We start from the raw sequence: 19,258 nt of genomic DNA, 5'->3' as shown, positions 1-19,258 counted from the left end.
CCTCAAAGCAGTTTAAAGAGATCCAAAGCAGTCTCTGTTGGAACGCCCTGAACGAAGCATTCCACCCCGGCCGCTTTCAGGCCGTTGAAGGCGGCTATGTCGTCCGCGTCTACAGATACCGTTTTGGCAATTTGTTGTTTGCCACTGGCGTAGTGCATGTTTCCTACGTTGATACGGGTGATGGGCACGCCCCCCTCAACCAGCTTCAGAAAATCAGCGGGAGATTTACAGACCAGCAGAATTTTCTGGCGATCAGCGGCGCGATGAATGTTGTCGATCACTTTTTGCAATGACCAGAAACGCACGGCGATCCCCTCCGCGAGCACCATTTCCATCAGGTTCTGTTGAACCGGATCCTCTGCCACCTCGTCATTCGCGACCAGTACCAGGTTCGCCCCCGCGAACCCCACCCATTGCACGCCCACCTGACCGTGGATCAGACGTTCATCAATTCGGCATAAGACAATGTTTGGCATAGCTTTTTCCTCTTTTTAATTATGCATGCTGAGTCGTTACGCCTTCGCAGGCGGCGTGGTACTGCTGAAGTATGTCCTGAATGTGGTTGATGATGAGTTCTCGCGGCGTTGACTTGAGAGCCCCCTCGCGAACTTTGCTGTACTGCAACGGCAAATACTGGCTAATCAGCGGCAACGGTAGCGGTTCGTCCGCCAGGTTACGCACCAAACGTTCAAAGGCATCGTCAATCTGGCTGTCCGGCCAGTAGTAGCGTACGCGGTCAGAGTAGCTGTAGCCACGCGCCAGGCGGCGTGCGTTGCTGTCGCCATGGTAGTGGCTTTGCCAGTATTCCGGCCGATCGAGCATCACGTTTTCCAGCACGTGACGCAGGCCCGAGCTGGCTTTCGCTGGCAGCAGCTCTTCTTCTATGGCAGCCAGCGCAAAGAGTGCCTCACGCAGAGCGAAGGTAAGGGCCGGGCCGACTTTTAAAATGGCGAAGTGATCCTTTACCAGCTGGCGAAGCGCCTGTGGCGTCTGGTAGTCGGTAGAGTGCGCTTCAAAAACCAGCGTATCGTAGGCTTCAACCATGGTGCTCAGGGCATGGGCTTTTTGCGGCTGGTAGTCACAGACGTGCGCATGGTCGAACTCCACGCCAGGCTGAACCACCAGGCCAATAATGCGTGGCCAGATGTCACCTAACCCTTCCTTTTCGAACGCATGACGATGCGCCTCAAGCGTCGCGCGAGCCGCGTCCGGCGTGGTGACTTCAAGCTCGGTAAGCGTTTCGTGTGCGCCACCCGGCACAGGGACTTCAGTGCCAATGACATAGACCAGATCGGATTCACCAGACTGTTCACGGCAGGTCTGTTCGGCGACTTTCGCCAGACGTGCCGCGCGTTCGGCGACGATCGCGTCGGTCAAAGGAACCGGATCATCCTCGCAGGACATACTGCAGTCGAGGTGGATCTTTTTGAACCCGGCTGCGACATAGCTTTTGATAAGATCGTCAGCATTGGCCATCGCTTGCTGCGCGGGCAGGTGTTGCCAGCGGTTTGGCCCTAAGTGGTCGCCGCCGAGGATCAACTGTGACGCGGGGAAGCCAAGAGAGTCCGCCAGCTTGCGGACGAACCCGTAAAAGTCGGCGGGCGTCATGCCGGTGTAACCGCCAAACTGATCGACCTGGTTTGAGGTTGCTTCAATCAGCAGCGGCGTTTGTTGCGAATGGGCGTAACGAATTGCAGCTTCAAGTACTAATGGATGTGCGGAACAGACGGCATAAATCCCGTTTGAATTCCCCCGTTTATGTTGTTCCACCATATCAGTCAGATGTTTCACTTTCCTCTCCATTTCGGATGGTGATGGTATTCATCTTTCGTTTTGTTTCATTTGATACTGCATTATGGTGGTATAAAAATAAAACGAAAGATAATAGTTTTCCGATCTGTTTCACAAAAGAAACGCAATGAAAGGTTTCAGCGTCGGGAAGGGGAGGGTAAGAACGGTAGATGGGGCTTGCATTCCCCTAAAAGAAAGGCCTTAATAGGCAAAACGAAATGAAACGAAAGTTTATTTATAAAGGATCGCGTATGAGCAGCACTGATTCCTCCGCGGAAAAGCGCATCACCGGCACCAGTGAAAGGCGAGAGCAGATCATTCAGCGGTTGCGGGCGCAGGGAAGCGTACAGGTTAACGATCTTTCCCATTTATACGGCGTGTCGACGGTAACGATCCGCAACGATCTGGCTTTTCTGGAGAAGCAAGGTATCGCCGTTCGTGCCTATGGCGGCGCGTTGATTTGCGAAGGCAATGTGCCGGGCGTTGAACCCTCCGTTGAAGATAAAAGCTCGCTGAATACTGCCGTGAAGCGCAGCATCGCGAAAGTTGCCGCAGAACTGGTAAAGCCAGGGCATCGCATCATTCTGGATTCGGGTACCACAACGTTTGAAATTGCCCGAATGCTGCGCCAGCACACGGATGTGATTGCCATGACCAATGGCATGAACGTCGCGAACGCTTTGCTGGAAGCGGAAGGAGTGGAACTGCTGATGACAGGCGGGCATCTGCGCCGTCAGTCGCAATCCTTCTATGGCGACCAGGCGGAGCAGTCATTACAGAATTATCACTTCGATCTTTTGTTCCTGGGCGTTGACGCCATCGATCTCGATCGCGGCGTGAGCACGCACAACGAAGACGAGGCGCGCCTCAACCGCCGGATGTGCGAAGTGGCAGAGCGTATTATTGTCGTGACCGACTCCAGCAAATTTAACCGCTCGAGCCTGCATAAAATCATTGATACACAACGGATTGATATGATTATTGTCGACGAAGGCATTCCGGCGGAGAGCCTGGATGGGTTGCGTAAAAGCGGGATCGATGTGGTGCTGGTGAAAGGGTAGTTTCTCCCCTCACCCTAACCCTAACCCTCTCCCCTGTGGAGAGGGCAGGGTGAGGGGCTATCACGTCACCGGTGCCGGGTTAAACACCGCCAGCTGATTGTGCAGCCCCCACTGGTCCGAGAAGGTTTTCTTCCTGCCGCTCGCCACATCCAGAATAAAGTGGAACAGCTTCCAGCCTACCTCTTCTATGCTCTCTTCCCCGGTGGCGATGGTGCCTGCGTTAATGTCCATTAAGTCATACCAGCGGTTAGCCAGCTCAGTGCGGGTGGCCATTTTAATCACAGGCACCGCCATCAGGCCGTACGGCGTACCGCGTCCGGTGGTAAAGACCTGCACCGTAATGCCGGAAGCCACCTGCTGGGTGCCGCAAACAAAGTCACTGGCCGGGGTTGCCGCGTAGATCAAACCGCGTTTCGTTGGACGCTGGCCCGGCGAGAGGACTTCTGCAATGGCACTTTGACCGGATTTGGCGATAGAGCCGAGCGCTTTTTCCACCACGTTCGCCAGCCCCCCTTTTTTGTTCCCCGGAGAGGGGTTGGCGCTGCGGTCGGTTTTTCCCATATTGAGGTAGTTATCGTACCAGGCCATCTCTTCGAGCAGGCGTTTGCCCACCTCTTCGTTGATGGCGCGCGGCGTGAGCAGATGAATGGCATCTCGCACTTCTGTCACTTCAGAGAACATCACCGTGGCCCCGCAGCGAACAAACAGGTCGGAGGCATAACCCACCGCCGGGTTGGCGGTCACACCGGAAAACGCATCGCTGCCGCCACATTGTGTACCAATCACCAGCTCGGAAGCCGGGCAGGTCTCACGTTGACGCGTATTGAGTTTAGCCAGATGACGCTCTGCAACCTGAAGGATATCGTCAACCATCGAACGGAAACCAACGTGGTGTTCGTCCTGCAGACGTACAATGCTGGCCTCATCGGCCGGAATGGCTTTTACATCCTCGGTGCCCTGCAGCAGGCGCTCAGGCTGTAGCTTTTCACACCCCAGGCCTATCACCATCACTTCGCCACCAAAGTTCGGGTTCAGGGCGATATTGTGGATAGTTCGGATTGGCACCACGGCCGCAGGGGCATTGATCGCCACGCCGCAGCCGTAAAGGTGATTCAGCCCCACCACGCCATCAACGTTCGGGTACTTAGGCAGCAGATCGCGCTCAATGAGTTTCACCACGTAATCCACCACGCCTGCCACACAGTGAACGCTGGTGGTAATGCCGAGCAGATTCTTGGTTCCAACGCTGCCGTCTGCGTTGCGATAGCCTTCAAAGGTGTACCCTTCCAGCGGTGGCAGCGGCTCCGGGACGCGGGTCGCCAGCGGCAGGGTGTTCAACGGTGGGGCTTCTGGCAGCTCAACCAGAGACTCATCAATCCAGCTGCCTTGCGGAATGGCACGGACGGCATAGCCAATGACTTCACCATAACGCACGATTTCACCCTGGGCCGGGATATCCACCAACGCCACTTTATGCCCCTGCGGAATATGTTCAATCAGCTCCAGACCATCCGGGAAGCGGGTTCCGGCTTTTAAGCCATTGTCGTTCACAATAATTGCCACATTATCCGTGTCGTGAACTTTTATATAGAACGCCGTCGGCAACGCTTGTCGAATTTCAATGTCGGCCATTGTTCAATATTCTCCAGCAAAGAATTTGATAATAAATACAGCCAATTTTCTTATGGCAAAAATAAAAACGCAGCTTGCGAAAATAGAGCATGTCAGGAGACAGAGCGTGAGAATGTGATCGCGATCGCTCCCGAACCAGTAATGGCTGATTCTGTGCATCAGCGCCCAGTGGTTTGTGCATATGCTCAAAATATTATTGAAACAGAGCGTAACACTTGAGCATTAAAACAATGTGCTGCCGGAAAGTGGCGATTATACTGAATGACGATTTTATCACGCCGAAATAGAGAATAAATATAACGCTGGTAATAAATATACTGACCAGGGCTGCGGAATTAAAAAGGTAAATACGATGAATAACGCTATCTTCCCAAATAAATTTAAAGCGGCGCTTGCGGCGCACCAGATTCAGATTGGATGCTGGTCCGCACTGGCAAACCCAATCAGCACCGAAGTGCTGGGTCTGGCGGGGTTCGACTGGCTGGTGCTTGATGGCGAGCATGCGCCGAACGATATCAGCACCTTTATTCCGCAGCTGATGGCGCTCAAAGGCAGCCAGAGCGCGCCGGTGGTCCGCGTCCCCACGAACGAGCCGGTGATCATCAAGCGCCTGCTGGATATCGGCTTCTACAACTTCCTGATCCCGTTTGTCGAAACGCAGGAGGAGGCGGCACAGGCCGTGGCGTCAACACGCTATCCGCCGGAAGGGATCCGCGGCGTCTCCGTTTCGCATCGCGCCAACATGTTTGGCACCGTACCGGACTACTTTGCGCAGTCCAACAGCAACATCACCATTCTGGTACAGATTGAGAGTCAGCAGGGTGTCGATAACGTGGATGCCATCGCCGCCACCGAGGGCGTGGACGGCATTTTCGTCGGCCCAAGCGATCTGGCGGCCGCATTTGGGCACCTGGGCAATGCGGGTCACCCGGATGTGCAGCGCGCCATCCAGCACATCTTTGCCCGCGCCAAAGCGCACGGCAAACCGTGTGGCATTCTGGCGCCGGTTGAAGCAGACGCACGCCGCTATCTGGAGTGGGGCGCGACCTTCGTTGCCGTCGGCAGCGACCTCGGCGTATTCCGTTCTGCGACGCAGAAATTAGCGGACGCTTTTAAAAAATAACCATCTTGAGGAAAACAGATTATGACGCTGAAAGTGGGTTTTATTGGCCTCGGCATTATGGGCAAACCAATGAGTAAAAACCTCATCAAAGCAGGATACTCCCTGGTGGTTTCAGACCATAATTCGCAGGCCGTGGCCGAAGTGATGGCGGCTGGCGCAGAAACCGCCACCACAGCCAAAGCCATTGCCGAGCAGTGCGATGTCATTATCACCATGCTGCCAAACTCTCCCCATGTAAAAGAGGTCGCGCTGGGTGAGAACGGCATTATCGACGGCGCGAAGCCGGGCCTTGTGTTGATCGACATGAGCTCCATCGCACCGCTGGCCAGCCGGGAAATCAGCGAGGCGTTGAAAGCGAAAGGCGTCGAGATGCTCGATGCCCCGGTGAGCGGCGGTGAACCGAAAGCCATCGACGGCACGTTGTCGGTCATGGTCGGCGGCGATAAGGCGATTTTCGACAAATACTACGATCTGATGAAAGCGATGGCCGGTTCCGTGGTGCACACCGGGGAGATTGGCGCGGGTAACGTAACCAAGCTGGCAAACCAGGTGATTGTGGCGCTGAATATTGCCGCCATGTCGGAGGCGCTCACTCTGGCCACCAAAGCGGGCGTCAATCCGGATCTGGTTTACCAGGCGATCCGCGGTGGGCTGGCGGGTAGCACGGTGTTGGACGCTAAAGCGCCGATGGTGATGGATCGTAACTTCAAACCCGGTTTCCGTATCGACCTGCACATTAAAGATCTGGCTAACGCGCTGGACACTTCTCACGGCGTAGGGGCCCAACTGCCGCTGACCGCCGCCGTCATGGAGATGATGCAGGCGCTACGTGCCGATGGTCTGGGCACCGCTGACCACAGTGCCATTGCGTGCTACTACGAAAAACTGGCGAAGGTGGAAGTCTCCCGCTAATTTCGGCTTCCCTACAACCAAGGGTGACAGCGGCGTGCAAACCCACTATACTGCGCGCCGAAGCTGACCAGACAGTCGCCGCTTCGTCGTCGTCCACCTTCGGGTGGAGACGGGCGGAGGGGAGGAAAGTCCGGGCTCCATAGGGCAGGGTGCCAGGTAACGCCTGGGGGGGAAACCCACGACCAGTGCAACAGAGAGCAAACCGCCGATGGCCCACGCAAGTGGGATCAGGTAAGGGTGAAAGGGTGCGGTAAGAGCGCACCGCGCGGCTGGTAACAGTCCGTGGCACGGTAAACTCCACCCGGAGCAAGGCCAAATAGGGGTTCACATGGTACGGCCCGTACTGAACCCGGGTAGGCTGCTTGAGCCAGTGAGCGATTGCTGGCCTAGATGAATGACTGTCCACGACAGAACCCGGCTTATCGGTCAGCTTCAACTTCTTAGAAAACCCCGCTTCGGCGGGGTTTTTGCTTAATGGGTATGTACGCAGCGCCACCCGGCAACCCCCCAAACGACACCAATTCTCATATTTGCGACATTAAGCGCATTTCACTGTTTTAACCATACATTTCCGCTCTGCTGTCTAATCCCGATCGTTATCACAAAATTTACCGCTAAAAAATCCTGAATTCTGAGTATGATTAATTTGTTATGAATGTTAACTGGATGATCCCGAATGTTTTCTTATTTGATATGTATATTTTGAAATTAAAAACATTCACCCTAAGAATGTGTGACGTATTCCACTCTTTCCCGAACCTTTGCCAAATTACGCCAGTAAATTTCGAAAAACTGAAAGAATGTTTCACATGAATAATGGTTATTTATTGTTCTTTAATTGCCTGAAAGATAGTCTTTATTGATTTTTTAAACGCAGCGAAATTTATCCGGGTTATCGCCATAAAATAAATTTATTACCGCCATTTTTGTTGATCAATATCAGCGTAATAGCATATTTGGTTGGTTGTATTTTATTGATTTAAAAGGTTTTTAATGGGGTTGTGTAGTTCCTGGTAAGGGTGCGAAAAGGCAAATTGTGAGTAACAGCACATACCCCCTGAAACAATATTGAGTAGAATCCACCCCGTCATAGGGAAATAAGCGCAGAATATTATGAACACTATTATTCTACCGAAAACACAGCACCTCGTGGTATTTCAGGAAGTCATTAAAAGTGGCTCCATAGGTTCTGCAGCAAGACAACTGGGTCTGACGCAACCCGCCGTCAGCAAAATTATCAGTGACATCGAATCTTACTTCGGTGTGGAAGTGATGGTACGTAAAAACACGGGTGTAAAACTGACGGCGGCGGGCCAGGTTCTGCTCTCGTACTCAGAGTCGATCACCCGTGAGATGAAAAACATGGTGAGCGAGATTAACAGCCTCAGTTTCAGCACCGTCATGGACGTCTCGTTTGGTTATCCGTCGCTGATTGGCTTCACGTTCCTCTCTGAAATGATCAAAAAATTCAAGGAAGTGTTCCCGAAAGCGCGGGTCTCCATGTATGAAGCGCAGCTCTCTTCTTTCCTTCCGGCCATTCGTGACGGGCGGCTGGACTTTGCCATTGGCACGCTGAGTGATGAAATGCTGCTGCAGGATCTGCATGTCGAGCCGCTGTTCGAGTCTGAATTTGTGCTGGTGGTCAGCAAATCACGAACGTGCACCGCCCCGACGACACTGGCATCGCTCACCTATGAGCAGTGGGTGATGCCGCAAACCGACATGGGCTACTACAAAGAACTTCTGACCACCCTGCAAGACAACCACATCAGTATTGAAAACATCGTCCAGACCGATTCCGTCGTCACCATTTATAACCTTGTCCTCAATGCCGACTACCTGACGGTGATCCCCCGCGACATGATTGCGCCGTTCGGTTCAGACCAGTTTATTGTGCTGCCAGTGGAAGATGAATTACCGGTGGCACGCTATGCCGCCGTGTGGTCCAAAAATTACAGAATTAAAAAATCAGCGTCAGTGTTAGTTGAGCTGGCGAAACAATATGCGTCACTGACCAGTGAACGACGACGATGAATAATTAATTTCCAAATAAGTACTGCCTATTTTTTGAAAAACACCCCAGAGCTTATTTTAGCTGTGCTCTGATACCCTGACTTTGCCCGAAAAGAATGAATTATTATAACGAGGATATTATGCATATTACCTACGATCTCCCGGTAACCATTGAAGATATTCAGGACGCCAGAAAACGACTGGCAGGAAAGATATATAAAACCGGCATGCCGCGCTCGAATTATCTCAGCGAACGCTGTAAGGGTGAAATCTTTCTGAAGTTTGAAAATATGCAGCGTACCGGCTCCTTCAAAATTCGCGGCGCGTTTAATAAATTAAGCTCGCTGACCGATGCTGAAAGACGTAAAGGGGTTGTGGCCTGCTCTGCGGGAAACCATGCGCAGGGCGTCTCCCTTTCCTGTGCCATGCTCGGCATCGACGGCAAAGTGGTGATGCCGATGGGCGCGCCAAAATCCAAAGTTGCCGCCACGCGTGACTACTCGGCGGAAGTGGTGCTGCACGGCGAGAACTTCAACGACACGATCGCCAAAGTGAGCGAAATCGTTGAGATGGAAGGGCGTATTTTTATCCCGCCTTACGATGACCCGAAAGTGATCGCCGGCCAGGGCACGATCGGCCTCGAAATTCTCGAAGATTTATACGATGTGGATAACGTCATTGTGCCCATCGGCGGTGGCGGGTTAATTGCTGGCATCGCAACGGCAATAAAATCGATTAACCCGACCATTAATATTATCGGCGTACAGTCTGAAAACGTTCACGGCATGGCGGCGTCGTATCAGGCGGGTGAAATTATTAACCATCGGGTTACCGGCACATTAGCAGACGGCTGCGACGTTTCTCGTCCGGGTAAATTAACCTTCGAAATTGTTCGTGAATTAGTCGACGACATTGTGCTGGTCAGCGAGGACGATATTCGCAACAGCATGATTGCGTTAATTCAGCGAAACAAAGTGGTGACCGAAGGGGCGGGGGCACTGGCCTGCGCGGCGTTATTAAGCGGCAAGCTCGACCATTATATTCAGGGGCGCAAAACCGTCTGCATTATTTCCGGCGGCAATATCGATCTCTCTCGTGTTTCCCAAATTACCGGCTTCGTTGACGCATAAGGATGACCTATGAGCAACACTGAAAGCATTATCGTTGGACAGACAAAAACGTCCTCCTGGCGTAAGTCAGACACCACCTGGACGCTGGGATTGTTTGGTACCGCCATTGGCGCAGGCGTGCTGTTCTTCCCTATTCGTGCAGGTTTCGGCGGCTTGATCCCTATCCTGCTGATGCTGCTTCTCGCGTTCCCGATTGCGTTCTACTGCCACCGCGCGCTGGCGCGTCTGTGCCTGTCCGGTAGCAACGTTTCCGGCAATATCACCGAAACGGTGGAGGAGCATTTTGGTAAAACAGGCGGAGTGGTCATCACGTTCCTCTACTTCTTCGCCATTTGCCCGCTACTGTGGATTTACGGCGTCACCATTACCAACACCTTTATGACCTTCTGGGAAAACCAGCTCCAGATGCCGGCGCTAAACCGCGGCGTGGTGGCGCTGTTCCTGCTGCTGCTGATGGCCTTTGTGATCTGGTTCGGTAAAGACCTGATGGTGAAGGTCATGAGCTATCTGGTGTTCCCGTTTATCGCCAGTCTGGTGCTGATTTCCCTGTCGCTGATCCCTTACTGGAACTCGGCGGTGATCGACCAGGTTAACCTGAGCGATATCGCCTTCACCGGACATGACGGCATACTGGTGACGGTGTGGCTGGGGATCTCCATCATGGTCTTCTCCTTTAACTTCTCACCAATTGTCTCCTCGTTTGTGGTCTCCAAGCGCGAAGAGTACGAACCGGAGTTCGGTAAAGACTTCACCGAGCAGAAATGTTCCAGAATCATCGGCCGCGCCAGCCTGCTGATGGTCGCCGTGGTGATGTTCTTCGCCTTTAGCTGCCTGTTTACGCTCTCTCCGCAGAACATGGCTGATGCCAAAGCGCAGAACATTCCGGTGCTCTCTTATCTGGCGAACCATTTTGCGTCGATGTCAGGCACCAAATCGACGTTTGCGACGGTGCTGGAATACGGCGCCTCTATCATCGCGCTGGTCGCAATCTTCAAATCTTTCTTCGGCCACTATCTGGGCACGCTGGAAGGGCTGAACGGCCTGATCCTGAAGTTTGGGTATAAGGGCGATAAGAAGAAGGTCTCGGTGGGCAAACTGAACACCATCAGCATGGTCTTCATCATGGGCTCCACCTGGGTTGTCGCGTATGCCAACCCGAACATTCTGGACCTTATTGAGGCCATGGGAGCACCCATCATCGCTTCTCTGCTGTGTCTGTTGCCGATGTATGCCATCCGCAAAGCCCCGGCAATGGCGAAGTATAAGGGCAGACCTGAGAACATCTTCGTCACCGTTGTCGGCCTGCTGACCATCCTGAATATCGTTTACAAACTGTTCTAAATCAATGCTCAGGAAGAGCGGAGTCACACCATGATTGAGTTTCCGGTTGTACTGGTTATTAACTGCGGTTCGTCCTCTGTTAAGTTTTCAGTGCTCGATGCCAGCAGCTGCGATGCCCTGATGACGGGCATTGCCGACGGTATCAACACTGAAAAAGCCTTTATTTCCGTGAACGGGGGTGAGCCAGCCACACTGGCTCACCATGACTACGAAGGGGCGCTGGCTGCCATCGCCCTGGAGCTGGAGAAGCGTGACCTGATGAGCAGCGTGGCCTTAATTGGCCACCGCATAGCCCACGGCGGTGAACGCTTCAGCGAGTCGACCCTTATCACGGAGCAGGTTATCAACGAGATCCGCCAGGTTTCTTCTCTGGCACCACTGCACAACTACGCCAACTTAAGCGGTGTAGAAGCGGCGGAACGCCTGTTCCCTAACGTTCAGCAGGTGGCGGTGTTTGACACCAGTTTCCATCAGACGCTGCCGCCGCAGGTGTATCTTTACGGGTTGCCGTACCGCTATTTTGAGGAGCTGGGCGTGCGGCGCTACGGTTTTCACGGCACTTCCCACCGCTACGTTGCCGGGCAGGCGCATGCGCTTCTCGGACTTTCACCGGACGACAGCGGGTTAGTGATTGCCCACCTGGGTAATGGCGCGTCGATTTGCGCGGTTCGTAACGGCAAAAGCGTCGATACCTCGATGGGGATGACGCCGCTGGAAGGGCTGATGATGGGCACGCGCTGTGGCGACGTGGATTTTGGCGCGATGGCGTGGATTGCCCAGCAAACCGGCCAGTCGTTCGAGGATCTGGAGCGTGTGGTTAACAAAGAATCTGGCTTGCTGGGGATCTCCGGGATTTCCGCCGATCTCAGGACGCTGGAAAAAGCCTGGCGCGAGGCAAACCCGCGGGCGCAGCTGGCGATAAACACCTTTGTGCACCGCATTGCACGGCATATCGCCGGCCACGCGGCGTCGCTGCATCGCCTGGACGGGGTGGTGTTTACCGGAGGGATTGGCGAGAACTCTACGCTCATCCGCAGGCTGGTAGCAGAACATCTCAAGGTCTTTGGCCTCATCCTCGACGAGACCCGCAACGCCCTGCCTGGCAGCGCGGGTGAACGCATCATCAGCGCCGATACGTCCCGCGTGGCGTGTGCGGTGATCCCTACCAATGAAGAAAAAATGATCGCGCTGGACGCCCTCCGTCTTGGGAAGGTTACCCCGGCTGCGGCTTACGCCTGACAGAGCGAGAATCTCATGAAAGTAACGATTGATACGCGCGTTGCGCCCTACAGCGACGCATGGGCCGGGTTTCGCGGTGAAGAATGGAAAGACGCCGTTAACGTGCGCGATTTTATTCAGCATAACTACACCCCTTATGAAGGCGACGAAACTTTCCTCGCGCAGGCGACGCCAGCAACGACGGCGCTGTGGCAAAAGGTGATGGTGGGGATTCGCCAGGAAAATGCCACCCACGCCCCGGTGGATTTCGATACCAACATCGCCACCACCATTACCGCTCACGGACCGGGCTATATCGACCGGGAGCTGGAGACCATCGTCGGCCTGCAAACCGATAAGCCGCTCAAGCGCGCCCTTCATCCGTATGGTGGGATCAACATGATCCGCAGCTCGTTTGAAGCCTACGGTCGCGAGATGGATCCGCAGTTCGAATACCTGTTTACCGACCTGCGTAAAACCCATAACCAGGGCGTGTTTGACGTCTACTCACCGGAGATGATGCGTTGCCGTAAATCGGGCGTACTGACCGGGCTGCCGGACGGCTACGGACGCGGGCGCATCATCGGCGACTACCGCCGCGTGGCGCTGTACGGCATCAGCTATCTGGTGCGTGAGCGTGAACTGCAGTTCGCGGATCTGCAGCCGAGACTGGAACGCGGCGAGGATCTGGAGGCGACGATCCGCCTGCGCGAAGAGCTGGCGGAGCATAAGCGTGCGCTGCTGCAGATCCAGCAGATGGCGGCGAACTACGGCTTTGATATCTCGCGTCCGGCGATGAATGCGCAGGAAGCGGTGCAGTGGCTGTACTTTGCCTACCTGGCAGCGGTGAAATCCCAGAACGGTGGGGCGATGTCGCTGGGGCGTACCGCGTCATTCCTCGATATCTACATTGAGCGCGACATGCAGGCCGGGCGGCTGAATGAAGTTCAGGCACAGGAGCTGATCGACCACTTCATCATGAAGATCCGCATGGTGCGTTTCCTGCGTACGCCGGAGTTCGACACGCTCTTCTCTGGCGATCCGATCTGGGCGACGGAGGTTATTGGCGGAATGGGGCTGGACGGCCGCACGCTGGTGACCAAAAACAGCTTCCGCTACCTGCACACGCTGCACACCATGGGGCCTGCGCCAGAGCCAAACCTGACGATCCTGTGGTCTGAACAACTGCCGATCGCGTTCAAGAAATACGCCGCGCAGGTCTCGATTGTCACCTCGTCGCTGCAGTATGAGAACGACGATCTGATGCGTGCCGACTTCAACAGCGACGACTACGCCATTGCCTGCTGCGTCAGCCCGATGGTGATCGGCAAGCAGATGCAGTTCTTTGGTGCCCGCGCCAACCTGGCGAAAACGTTGCTGTATGCGATCAACGGCGGGGTGGATGAGAAGCTGAAGATCCAGGTCGGGCCGAAAACCGCGCCGCTGCTGGACGAGGTGCTGGATTACGACACCGTGATGGCGAGCCTGGATCACTTTATGGACTGGCTGGCGGTGCAGTACATTAGCGCGCTGAATCTCATTCACTACATGCATGATAAGTACAGCTACGAAGCCTCGCTGATGGCGCTGCACGATCGGGACGTCTACCGCACCATGGCCTGCGGTATCGCCGGACTGTCGGTGGCCGCCGATTCCCTGTCGGCCATTAAATATGCGACGGTGAAACCGGTGCGCGACCATACCGGTCTGGCGGTCGATTTTGTCATTGAAGGGGATTATCCGCAGTACGGTAACAACGACGATCGCGTGGACAGCATCGCCTGTGACCTGGTGGAGCGCTTTATGAAGAAAATTCAGGCGTTACCAACCTATCGTAACGCGGTGCCGACCCAGTCGATCCTGACCATCACCTCGAACGTGGTGTACGGCCAGAAGACCGGCAACACGCCAGACGGACGCCGGGGCGGCACGCCGTTTGCGCCGGGTGCCAACCCAATGCACGGACGTGACAGAAAAGGGGCAGTGGCGTCGTTAACCTCGGTTGCCAAGTTGCCGTTCACCTACGCCAAGGATGGGATCTCTTACACCTTCTCCATCGTGCCGCAGGCGCTGGGCAAGGACGAGCTGGTACGCAAAACCAACCTTGTGGGGCTGCTGGACGGGTACTTCCACCACGAAACAGCCATCGAGGGCGGGCAGCATCTGAACGTCAACGTCATGAACCGGGAAATGCTGCTGGATGCCATTGAACACCCGGAAAATTACCCGAACCTGACGATCCGCGTTTCGGGGTATGCGGTGCGGTTTAATGCCCTGACGCGCGAGCAGCAGCAGGATGTGATTTCAAGGACGTTTACGCAGGTGATGTAATCCAGACTAAGGCGGGCCTCCCCTTTGGGGAGGCTTTTAATTTCGTGAATGCCATCACGTTTAGAAAATATCCACCTTATTGAGTATTTCAAAAGCAAATCTTCCTCCAGTATTAGAAAAGCCCTATTTATTTTGTGACTTTTTTCTCCCTCTCTCCGGCTATGATTTTCTCACACTAACAACAAGCACCTGCACTCTCTGACTCGCCATCGCTGGCGAACGGAAACCTATAAAAATTAATCAGTTACCCTACAAAAAAGCGAGTGCCTTATGGATACGGCTACAAACAGCAGTGTGATTGTGAATGATTCCCCCGCGGCAAGGCGGGCGGGAATGCGTGAGAGCGAATGGCGCGAGGCGATCAAGTTCGACAGTACCGATACGGGCTGGGTCATCATGAGTATCGGGATGGCCATCGGCGCGGGGATTGTTTTTCTCCCGGTGCAGGTCGGATTAATGGGGCTGTGGGTCTTTTTGCTCTCGTCCGTGATTGGATATCCGGCGATGTATTTATTCCAGCGCCTGTTTATTAATACGCTGGCGGAATCACCTGAATGCAAAGATTATCCGAGCGTCATTAGCGGATATCTCGGGAAAAACTGGGGCATCTTATTAGGCGCACTCTATTTTGTGATGCTGGTCATCTGGATGTTTGTCTATTCCACCGCCATTACCAACGACAGCGCCTCTTATTTGCAGACCTTTGGCGTTACCGACGGGCTACTCTCAGAAAACCCGTTCTACGGGTTAGTGCTGATCTGTATTCTGGTGGCCATCTCTTCCCGCGGCGAAAAGCTGCTGTTTAAAGTCTCCAGCCTGATGGTGTTGACCAAGCTATTTGTGGTTGCCGCGCTGGGCTTGTCGATGATTGGCCTCTGGCATTTAGCCAACGTAGGCATGCTGCCGCCGATGGGGCTGCTGATTAAAAATGCCATCATTACGCTTCCCTTTACCTTAACCTCAATTCTGTTTATTCAGACCTTAAGCCCGATGGTGATCTCCTACCGTTCACGGGAAAAGTCCGTTGAGGTGGCGCGTCATAAAGCGCTGCGGGCCATGAATATCGCCTTTGGCGTGCTGTTTGTGACGGTATTCTTCTACGCCGTCTCCTTCACACTGGCGATGGGGCACGATGAAGCGGTCAAAGCCTATGAGCAGAACATCTCTGCCCTGGCGATTGCGGCGCAGTTTATCAGCGGAGAAGGTGCGGGCTGGGTCAAAATCGTCAGCGTGATCCTCAATATCTTTGCTGTTATGACGGCCTTCTTCGGCGTCTATCTTGGTTTTCGCGAGGCCACGCAGGGCATCGTGATGAACATCCTGCGTCGCAAAATGCCGGCAGAGAAAATCAATGAAAACACCGTCCAGCGTGGGATCATGCTGTTCGCCATCCTGCTGGCCTGGAGCGCGATTGTGTTAAACGCGCCGGTGCTGAGCTTCACGTCTATTTGCAGCCCCATCTTCGGCATGGTGGGCTGTCTGATCCCTGCATGGCTGGTCTACAAGGTAACCGCCCTGCATAAATATAAAGGCGTATCACTGGTGATTATCATCATTACCGGGCTGCTGCTTTGTGTTTCTCCTTTCCTCGCATTCTCCTGAGGAGCAATTAAGGTCGTAACGATGTCTGAGCAAACTAACCCTTTATGGAATCATTTTATTCGCGCGGTGCAGGAAGAGGTTAAACCTGCGTTGGGGTGCACTGAACCTATCTCTCTGGCGCTGGCCTGTGCGATAGCCGCTGAGCACCTGCCCGGTGAGGTAACGCGCATTGAAGCATGGGTATCGCCCAATCTGATGAAAAATGGGCTTGGCGTAACGGTACCCGGCACCGGCATGGTCGGGCTACCCATTGCGGCGGCGCTGGGAGCGACGGGCGGGAATGCCCGCGCCGGGCTGGAGGTGCTAAAAGGGGCGTCAGCCGATGCGCTGGAACGTGCCAAAGCCCTGCTCAATGCGGGTCAGGTCCAGGTGAAACTGCAGGTGCCGTGCGAGGAAATCCTCTATTCGCGCGCCTGTGTTTATGCCGGAGAGGCCTCGGCCATGGTGACCATCGCAGGCGGGCATACTCGCGTGGTGGAGGTGGTCTGTGAGGGTGAAACACGCTTCATCCGTGATGAACAGCCGGGAGAGGCGGGTGACGATCCGCTGGAGGTGTTCTCTCACACCACGCTGTCGGCGATCCTCACGTTCGTGGAGCAGGTTCCGTGTGAGGCGATCCGCTTTATTCTGCAGGCGGGGCAGCTTAACGATGCCCTTTCTCGTGAAGGGCTGAGCGGAAAATGGGGGCTGCATATTGGCGCGACGCTGAATAAGCAGCGCACGCGCGGATGGATGGCGAAGGATGTTGGCTCGGACATTGTTATCCGCACCAGCGCGGCCTCTGACGCCCGAATGGGCGGTGCTACGCTTCCGGCAATGAGCAATTCAGGGTCCGGCAATCAGGGGATCACCGCCACCATGCCGGTAGTGGTTGTGGCGGAGCACGTTCAGGCTGATGAGGAACGGCTGGCCAGAGCGCTGATGCTGTCCCATCTTTCGGCGATCTATATCCACGCCCAGCTTCCCCGCCTGTCGGCGCTGTGCGCTGCGACAACCGCAGCGATGGGGGCGGCAGGCGGCATGGCCTGGCTGATGGGGGGAAACTATCAAACGATCGCGATGGCCATCAGCAGCATGATCGGTGACGTCAGTGGGATGATTTGCGACGGCGCTTCAAACAGTTGTGCCATGAAAGTCTCAACCAGCGTCAGCAGCGCCTGGAAAGCGGTGATGATGGCGCTGGATGAGTCTGCCGTGACGGGCAATGAAGGGATTGTGGCGCACGATGTGGAGCAGTCTATCTCTAACCTGTGCGCGTTAGCGTGCCGCTCAATGCAGGCAACGGACCGGCAGATTATTGAGATTATGGCGAGTAAGGTGTAGCGAGTTCAGGTGCTCGATCGGTTCCCTCTCCCTGTGGGAGAGGGTTAGGATGAGGGCATTCTCTACACCGGCAAATCAATCAGCAGCGCACGCAGCGGCGTATCGGCCACCAGCGTAATATTCGCTTCATCACGAATAAACGCCCCGTCGCCGCAGGTGAGCGCCTCTTTCTCTTCCGTGTGCGTTACCGCATGCACCGTACCGTGAATCGATTGCAGGTAGGCGCGCGGGCCATGAAGCTGGAAGCTCGCCTGTTCACCTTTCTTCAGTTCAATATGGTGCAGCCACACCTGCTGACGCAGTTGCAGGCTGCCTTTGCTCCCGTCCGGAGAAGCGATCAGCTGTTGCTTTTCGCTCTGCAGATCGATTTTTTGCACCAGCGGATTTTCCCGCTCAGGGCAGGCATCCAGCCACAGCTGCATGCGGGTCAGCGTTTTGTCTTTGCTGAGATTATGCTCGCTATAGCTAATGCCCGGCTGCGTGGAAATTAACAGCGCTTCGCCAGCCTTTGCCTGGACATGATTGCCCTCGCTATCGCGGTATTCTGCCTCGCCTTCCAGGATCAGGTTCAGGATATCGACTTTCGGATACGTACGCGGCTGGAAGGAGGCGCCCGGGGCGAGCACTTCCTGATTTAACACGCGCAGTGAAGCGTAACCGAGAAGTTTAGGGTCAAAGTAGTGTCCAAAGGAAAAGGTGTAGCGGGCCTGCAGCCAACCGAAATCGGCTTGTCCGCACTGTTTAGCTGTTCTTGTCGTAATCATAAACTTGACCTCTCTTTACACTAAAACAATGGTAAAGGTATGGACGCTTCATTGTTAGCCAGATATTCTGCCCGGTATGTTCAAATTTCCTGAATGAGAACGAGATGGCTAAAGAGAGAGCATTGACGCTTGAGGCGCTTCGCGTCATGGACGCGATTGACAGGCGTGGCAGCTTTGCCGCCGCGGCAGATGAACTGGGGCGCGTTCCGTCTGCGCTCAGCTATACCATGCAAAAGCTGGAGGAAGAGCTGGACGTGGTGCTCTTTGACCGTTCCGGTCATCGAACAAAATTCACGAACGTTGGACGGATGCTGCTGGAACGTGGTCGCGTACTGCTGGAAGCGGCGGATAAACTGACGACGGACGCCGAGGCGCTGGCACGCGGCTGGGAAACCCACCTGACGCTGGTCACTGAGGCTCTGGTGCCTACCGAGGCGTTATTCCCGCTGGTAGACAGGCTGGCAGACAAAGCGAATACGCACCTTTCAATCATCACCGAGGTGCTGGCAGGCGCGTGGGAGCGTCTGGAGACGGGCAGGGCGGATATCGTGATTGCGCCGGATATGCACTTCCGTTCATCGTCTGAGATCAACTCCCGTAAACTCTACAGCGTGATGAACGTTTACGTCGCCGCGCCAAATCACCCGATTCACCAGGAGCCGGAGCCGCTTTCTGAAGTGACGCGCGTGAAGTACAGGGGCGTGGCGGTTGCGGATACCGCGCGCGAACGTCCGGTGCTAACGGTGCAGTTGCTGGATAAACAGCCGCGTCTGACGGTCACATCGCTGGAAGATAAGCGCCAGGCATTGCTGGCAGGATTGGGCGTAGCGACTATGCCGTATCCGTTTGTTGAAAAAGATATTGCTGAAGGGCGTCTGCGCGTTGTCAGCCCGGAGTACACCAGCGAAGTGGATATCATTATGGCGTGGCGTCGCGACAGCATGGGCGAAGCCAAATCGTGGTGTTTGCGAGAAATTCCAAAGCTCTTTGCGCATCACAACAAATAAAAGAGTAAGC

Annotated in this window: 15 protein-coding genes and 1 other RNA gene; 12 read left to right on the top strand and 4 right to left on the bottom strand. The window is 54.8% G+C overall.

From position 1 onward, the window contains the following. Positions 1–2: 2 nt before the first annotated feature. The gene (gene agaV / locus ACOTX3_RS02895; RefSeq protein ID WP_013098888.1) at positions 3–476 is read right to left on the bottom strand and encodes a PTS N-acetylgalactosamine transporter subunit IIB; all 474 of its coding nucleotides are present in this window, start codon (positions 474–476) and stop codon (positions 3–5) included. Positions 477–495: 19 nt separating this feature from the next. Then, positions 496–1,803 (bottom strand): tagatose-bisphosphate aldolase subunit KbaZ, encoded by a 1,308-nt coding sequence (gene kbaZ / locus ACOTX3_RS02890; RefSeq protein WP_013098887.1) that lies wholly within the window; start codon positions 1,801–1,803, stop codon positions 496–498. Positions 1,804–2,042: 239 nt separating this feature from the next. On the opposite strand from kbaZ, the gene ACOTX3_RS02885 reads away from it, so the two are divergent. Continuing rightward, positions 2,043–2,852: a DeoR family transcriptional regulator gene (locus ACOTX3_RS02885; RefSeq protein ID WP_013098886.1), complete on the top strand. Its 810-nt coding sequence runs from the start codon at positions 2,043–2,045 to the stop codon at positions 2,850–2,852. 60 nt (positions 2,853–2,912) lie between these two features. Here ACOTX3_RS02885 and garD read toward each other — a convergent pair whose 3' ends face one another. Then, on the bottom strand, positions 2,913–4,484 hold the full coding sequence (gene garD / locus ACOTX3_RS02880; RefSeq protein ID WP_013098885.1) for a galactarate dehydratase: 1,572 nt from the start codon (positions 4,482–4,484) through the stop codon (positions 2,913–2,915). A 352-nt stretch (positions 4,485–4,836) separates the two neighbouring features. On the opposite strand from garD, the gene garL reads away from it, so the two are divergent. The 10 genes from garL to ACOTX3_RS02830 all read left to right on the top strand — a co-directional run bounded on the left by garL (position 4,837) and on the right by ACOTX3_RS02830 (position 17,477). Continuing rightward, positions 4,837–5,607, top strand: coding sequence for a 2-dehydro-3-deoxyglucarate aldolase (gene garL, locus ACOTX3_RS02875; protein ID WP_013098883.1), 771 nt, complete (start codon positions 4,837–4,839; stop codon positions 5,605–5,607). Between the two features lie 21 nt (positions 5,608–5,628). Further along, entirely contained in the window at positions 5,629–6,519 is an 891-nt protein-coding gene (gene garR, locus ACOTX3_RS02870) for a 2-hydroxy-3-oxopropionate reductase (protein ID WP_013098882.1), read from the top strand. 59 nt (positions 6,520–6,578) lie between these two features. Further along, an RNA gene (gene rnpB, locus ACOTX3_RS02865) (RNase P RNA component class A) lies at positions 6,579–6,957 on the top strand. 675 nt (positions 6,958–7,632) lie between these two features. Beyond that, positions 7,633–8,553 (top strand): transcriptional regulator TdcA, encoded by a 921-nt coding sequence (gene tdcA, locus ACOTX3_RS02860; RefSeq protein ID WP_038420683.1) that lies wholly within the window; start codon positions 7,633–7,635, stop codon positions 8,551–8,553. Between the two features lie 119 nt (positions 8,554–8,672). After that, the gene (gene tdcB, locus ACOTX3_RS02855; RefSeq protein ID WP_038983796.1) at positions 8,673–9,662 is read left to right on the top strand and encodes a bifunctional threonine ammonia-lyase/L-serine ammonia-lyase TdcB; all 990 of its coding nucleotides are present in this window, start codon (positions 8,673–8,675) and stop codon (positions 9,660–9,662) included. A 9-nt stretch (positions 9,663–9,671) separates the two neighbouring features. Further along, a complete protein-coding gene (tdcC, locus tag ACOTX3_RS02850) occupies positions 9,672–11,003 on the top strand; it encodes a threonine/serine transporter TdcC (RefSeq protein ID WP_013098878.1) in 1,332 nt (443 codons plus the stop codon). 30 nt (positions 11,004–11,033) lie between these two features. Next, complete coding sequence (gene tdcD / locus ACOTX3_RS02845) at positions 11,034–12,242, top strand: propionate kinase (protein WP_058678718.1); 1,209 nt, start codon at positions 11,034–11,036, stop codon at positions 12,240–12,242. Between the two features lie 15 nt (positions 12,243–12,257). Next, positions 12,258–14,552 (top strand): formate C-acetyltransferase, encoded by a 2,295-nt coding sequence (pflB, locus tag ACOTX3_RS02840; RefSeq protein WP_013098876.1) that lies wholly within the window; start codon positions 12,258–12,260, stop codon positions 14,550–14,552. A 270-nt stretch (positions 14,553–14,822) separates the two neighbouring features. After that, positions 14,823–16,154: an amino acid permease gene (locus ACOTX3_RS02835; RefSeq protein WP_058678719.1), complete on the top strand. Its 1,332-nt coding sequence runs from the start codon at positions 14,823–14,825 to the stop codon at positions 16,152–16,154. A 21-nt stretch (positions 16,155–16,175) separates the two neighbouring features. After that, positions 16,176–17,477, top strand: coding sequence for a serine dehydratase subunit alpha family protein (locus ACOTX3_RS02830; RefSeq protein ID WP_058678720.1), 1,302 nt, complete (start codon positions 16,176–16,178; stop codon positions 17,475–17,477). A gap of 62 nt (positions 17,478–17,539) precedes the next feature. Here ACOTX3_RS02830 and ACOTX3_RS02825 read toward each other — a convergent pair whose 3' ends face one another. Next, a complete protein-coding gene (locus ACOTX3_RS02825; RefSeq protein WP_013098873.1) occupies positions 17,540–18,241 on the bottom strand; it encodes a pirin family protein in 702 nt (233 codons plus the stop codon). 104 nt (positions 18,242–18,345) lie between these two features. Here ACOTX3_RS02825 and ACOTX3_RS02820 point away from each other — a divergent pair, with 104 nt between their 5' ends. Then, positions 18,346–19,248, top strand: a complete 903-nt coding sequence (locus ACOTX3_RS02820; RefSeq protein ID WP_127869080.1) for a LysR family transcriptional regulator — start codon at positions 18,346–18,348, stop codon at positions 19,246–19,248. Positions 19,249–19,258: the final 10 nt, after the last annotated feature.

The sequence above is a fragment of the Enterobacter cloacae complex sp. IR5384 genome (assembly GCF_049237265.1).
In the GTDB taxonomy this organism is placed as follows: Bacteria; Pseudomonadota; Gammaproteobacteria; order Enterobacterales; family Enterobacteriaceae; genus Enterobacter; species Enterobacter cloacae.
Note: the sequence above shows the minus strand (reverse complement) of the source record. Positions and strands in the feature narration are given on the sequence as shown.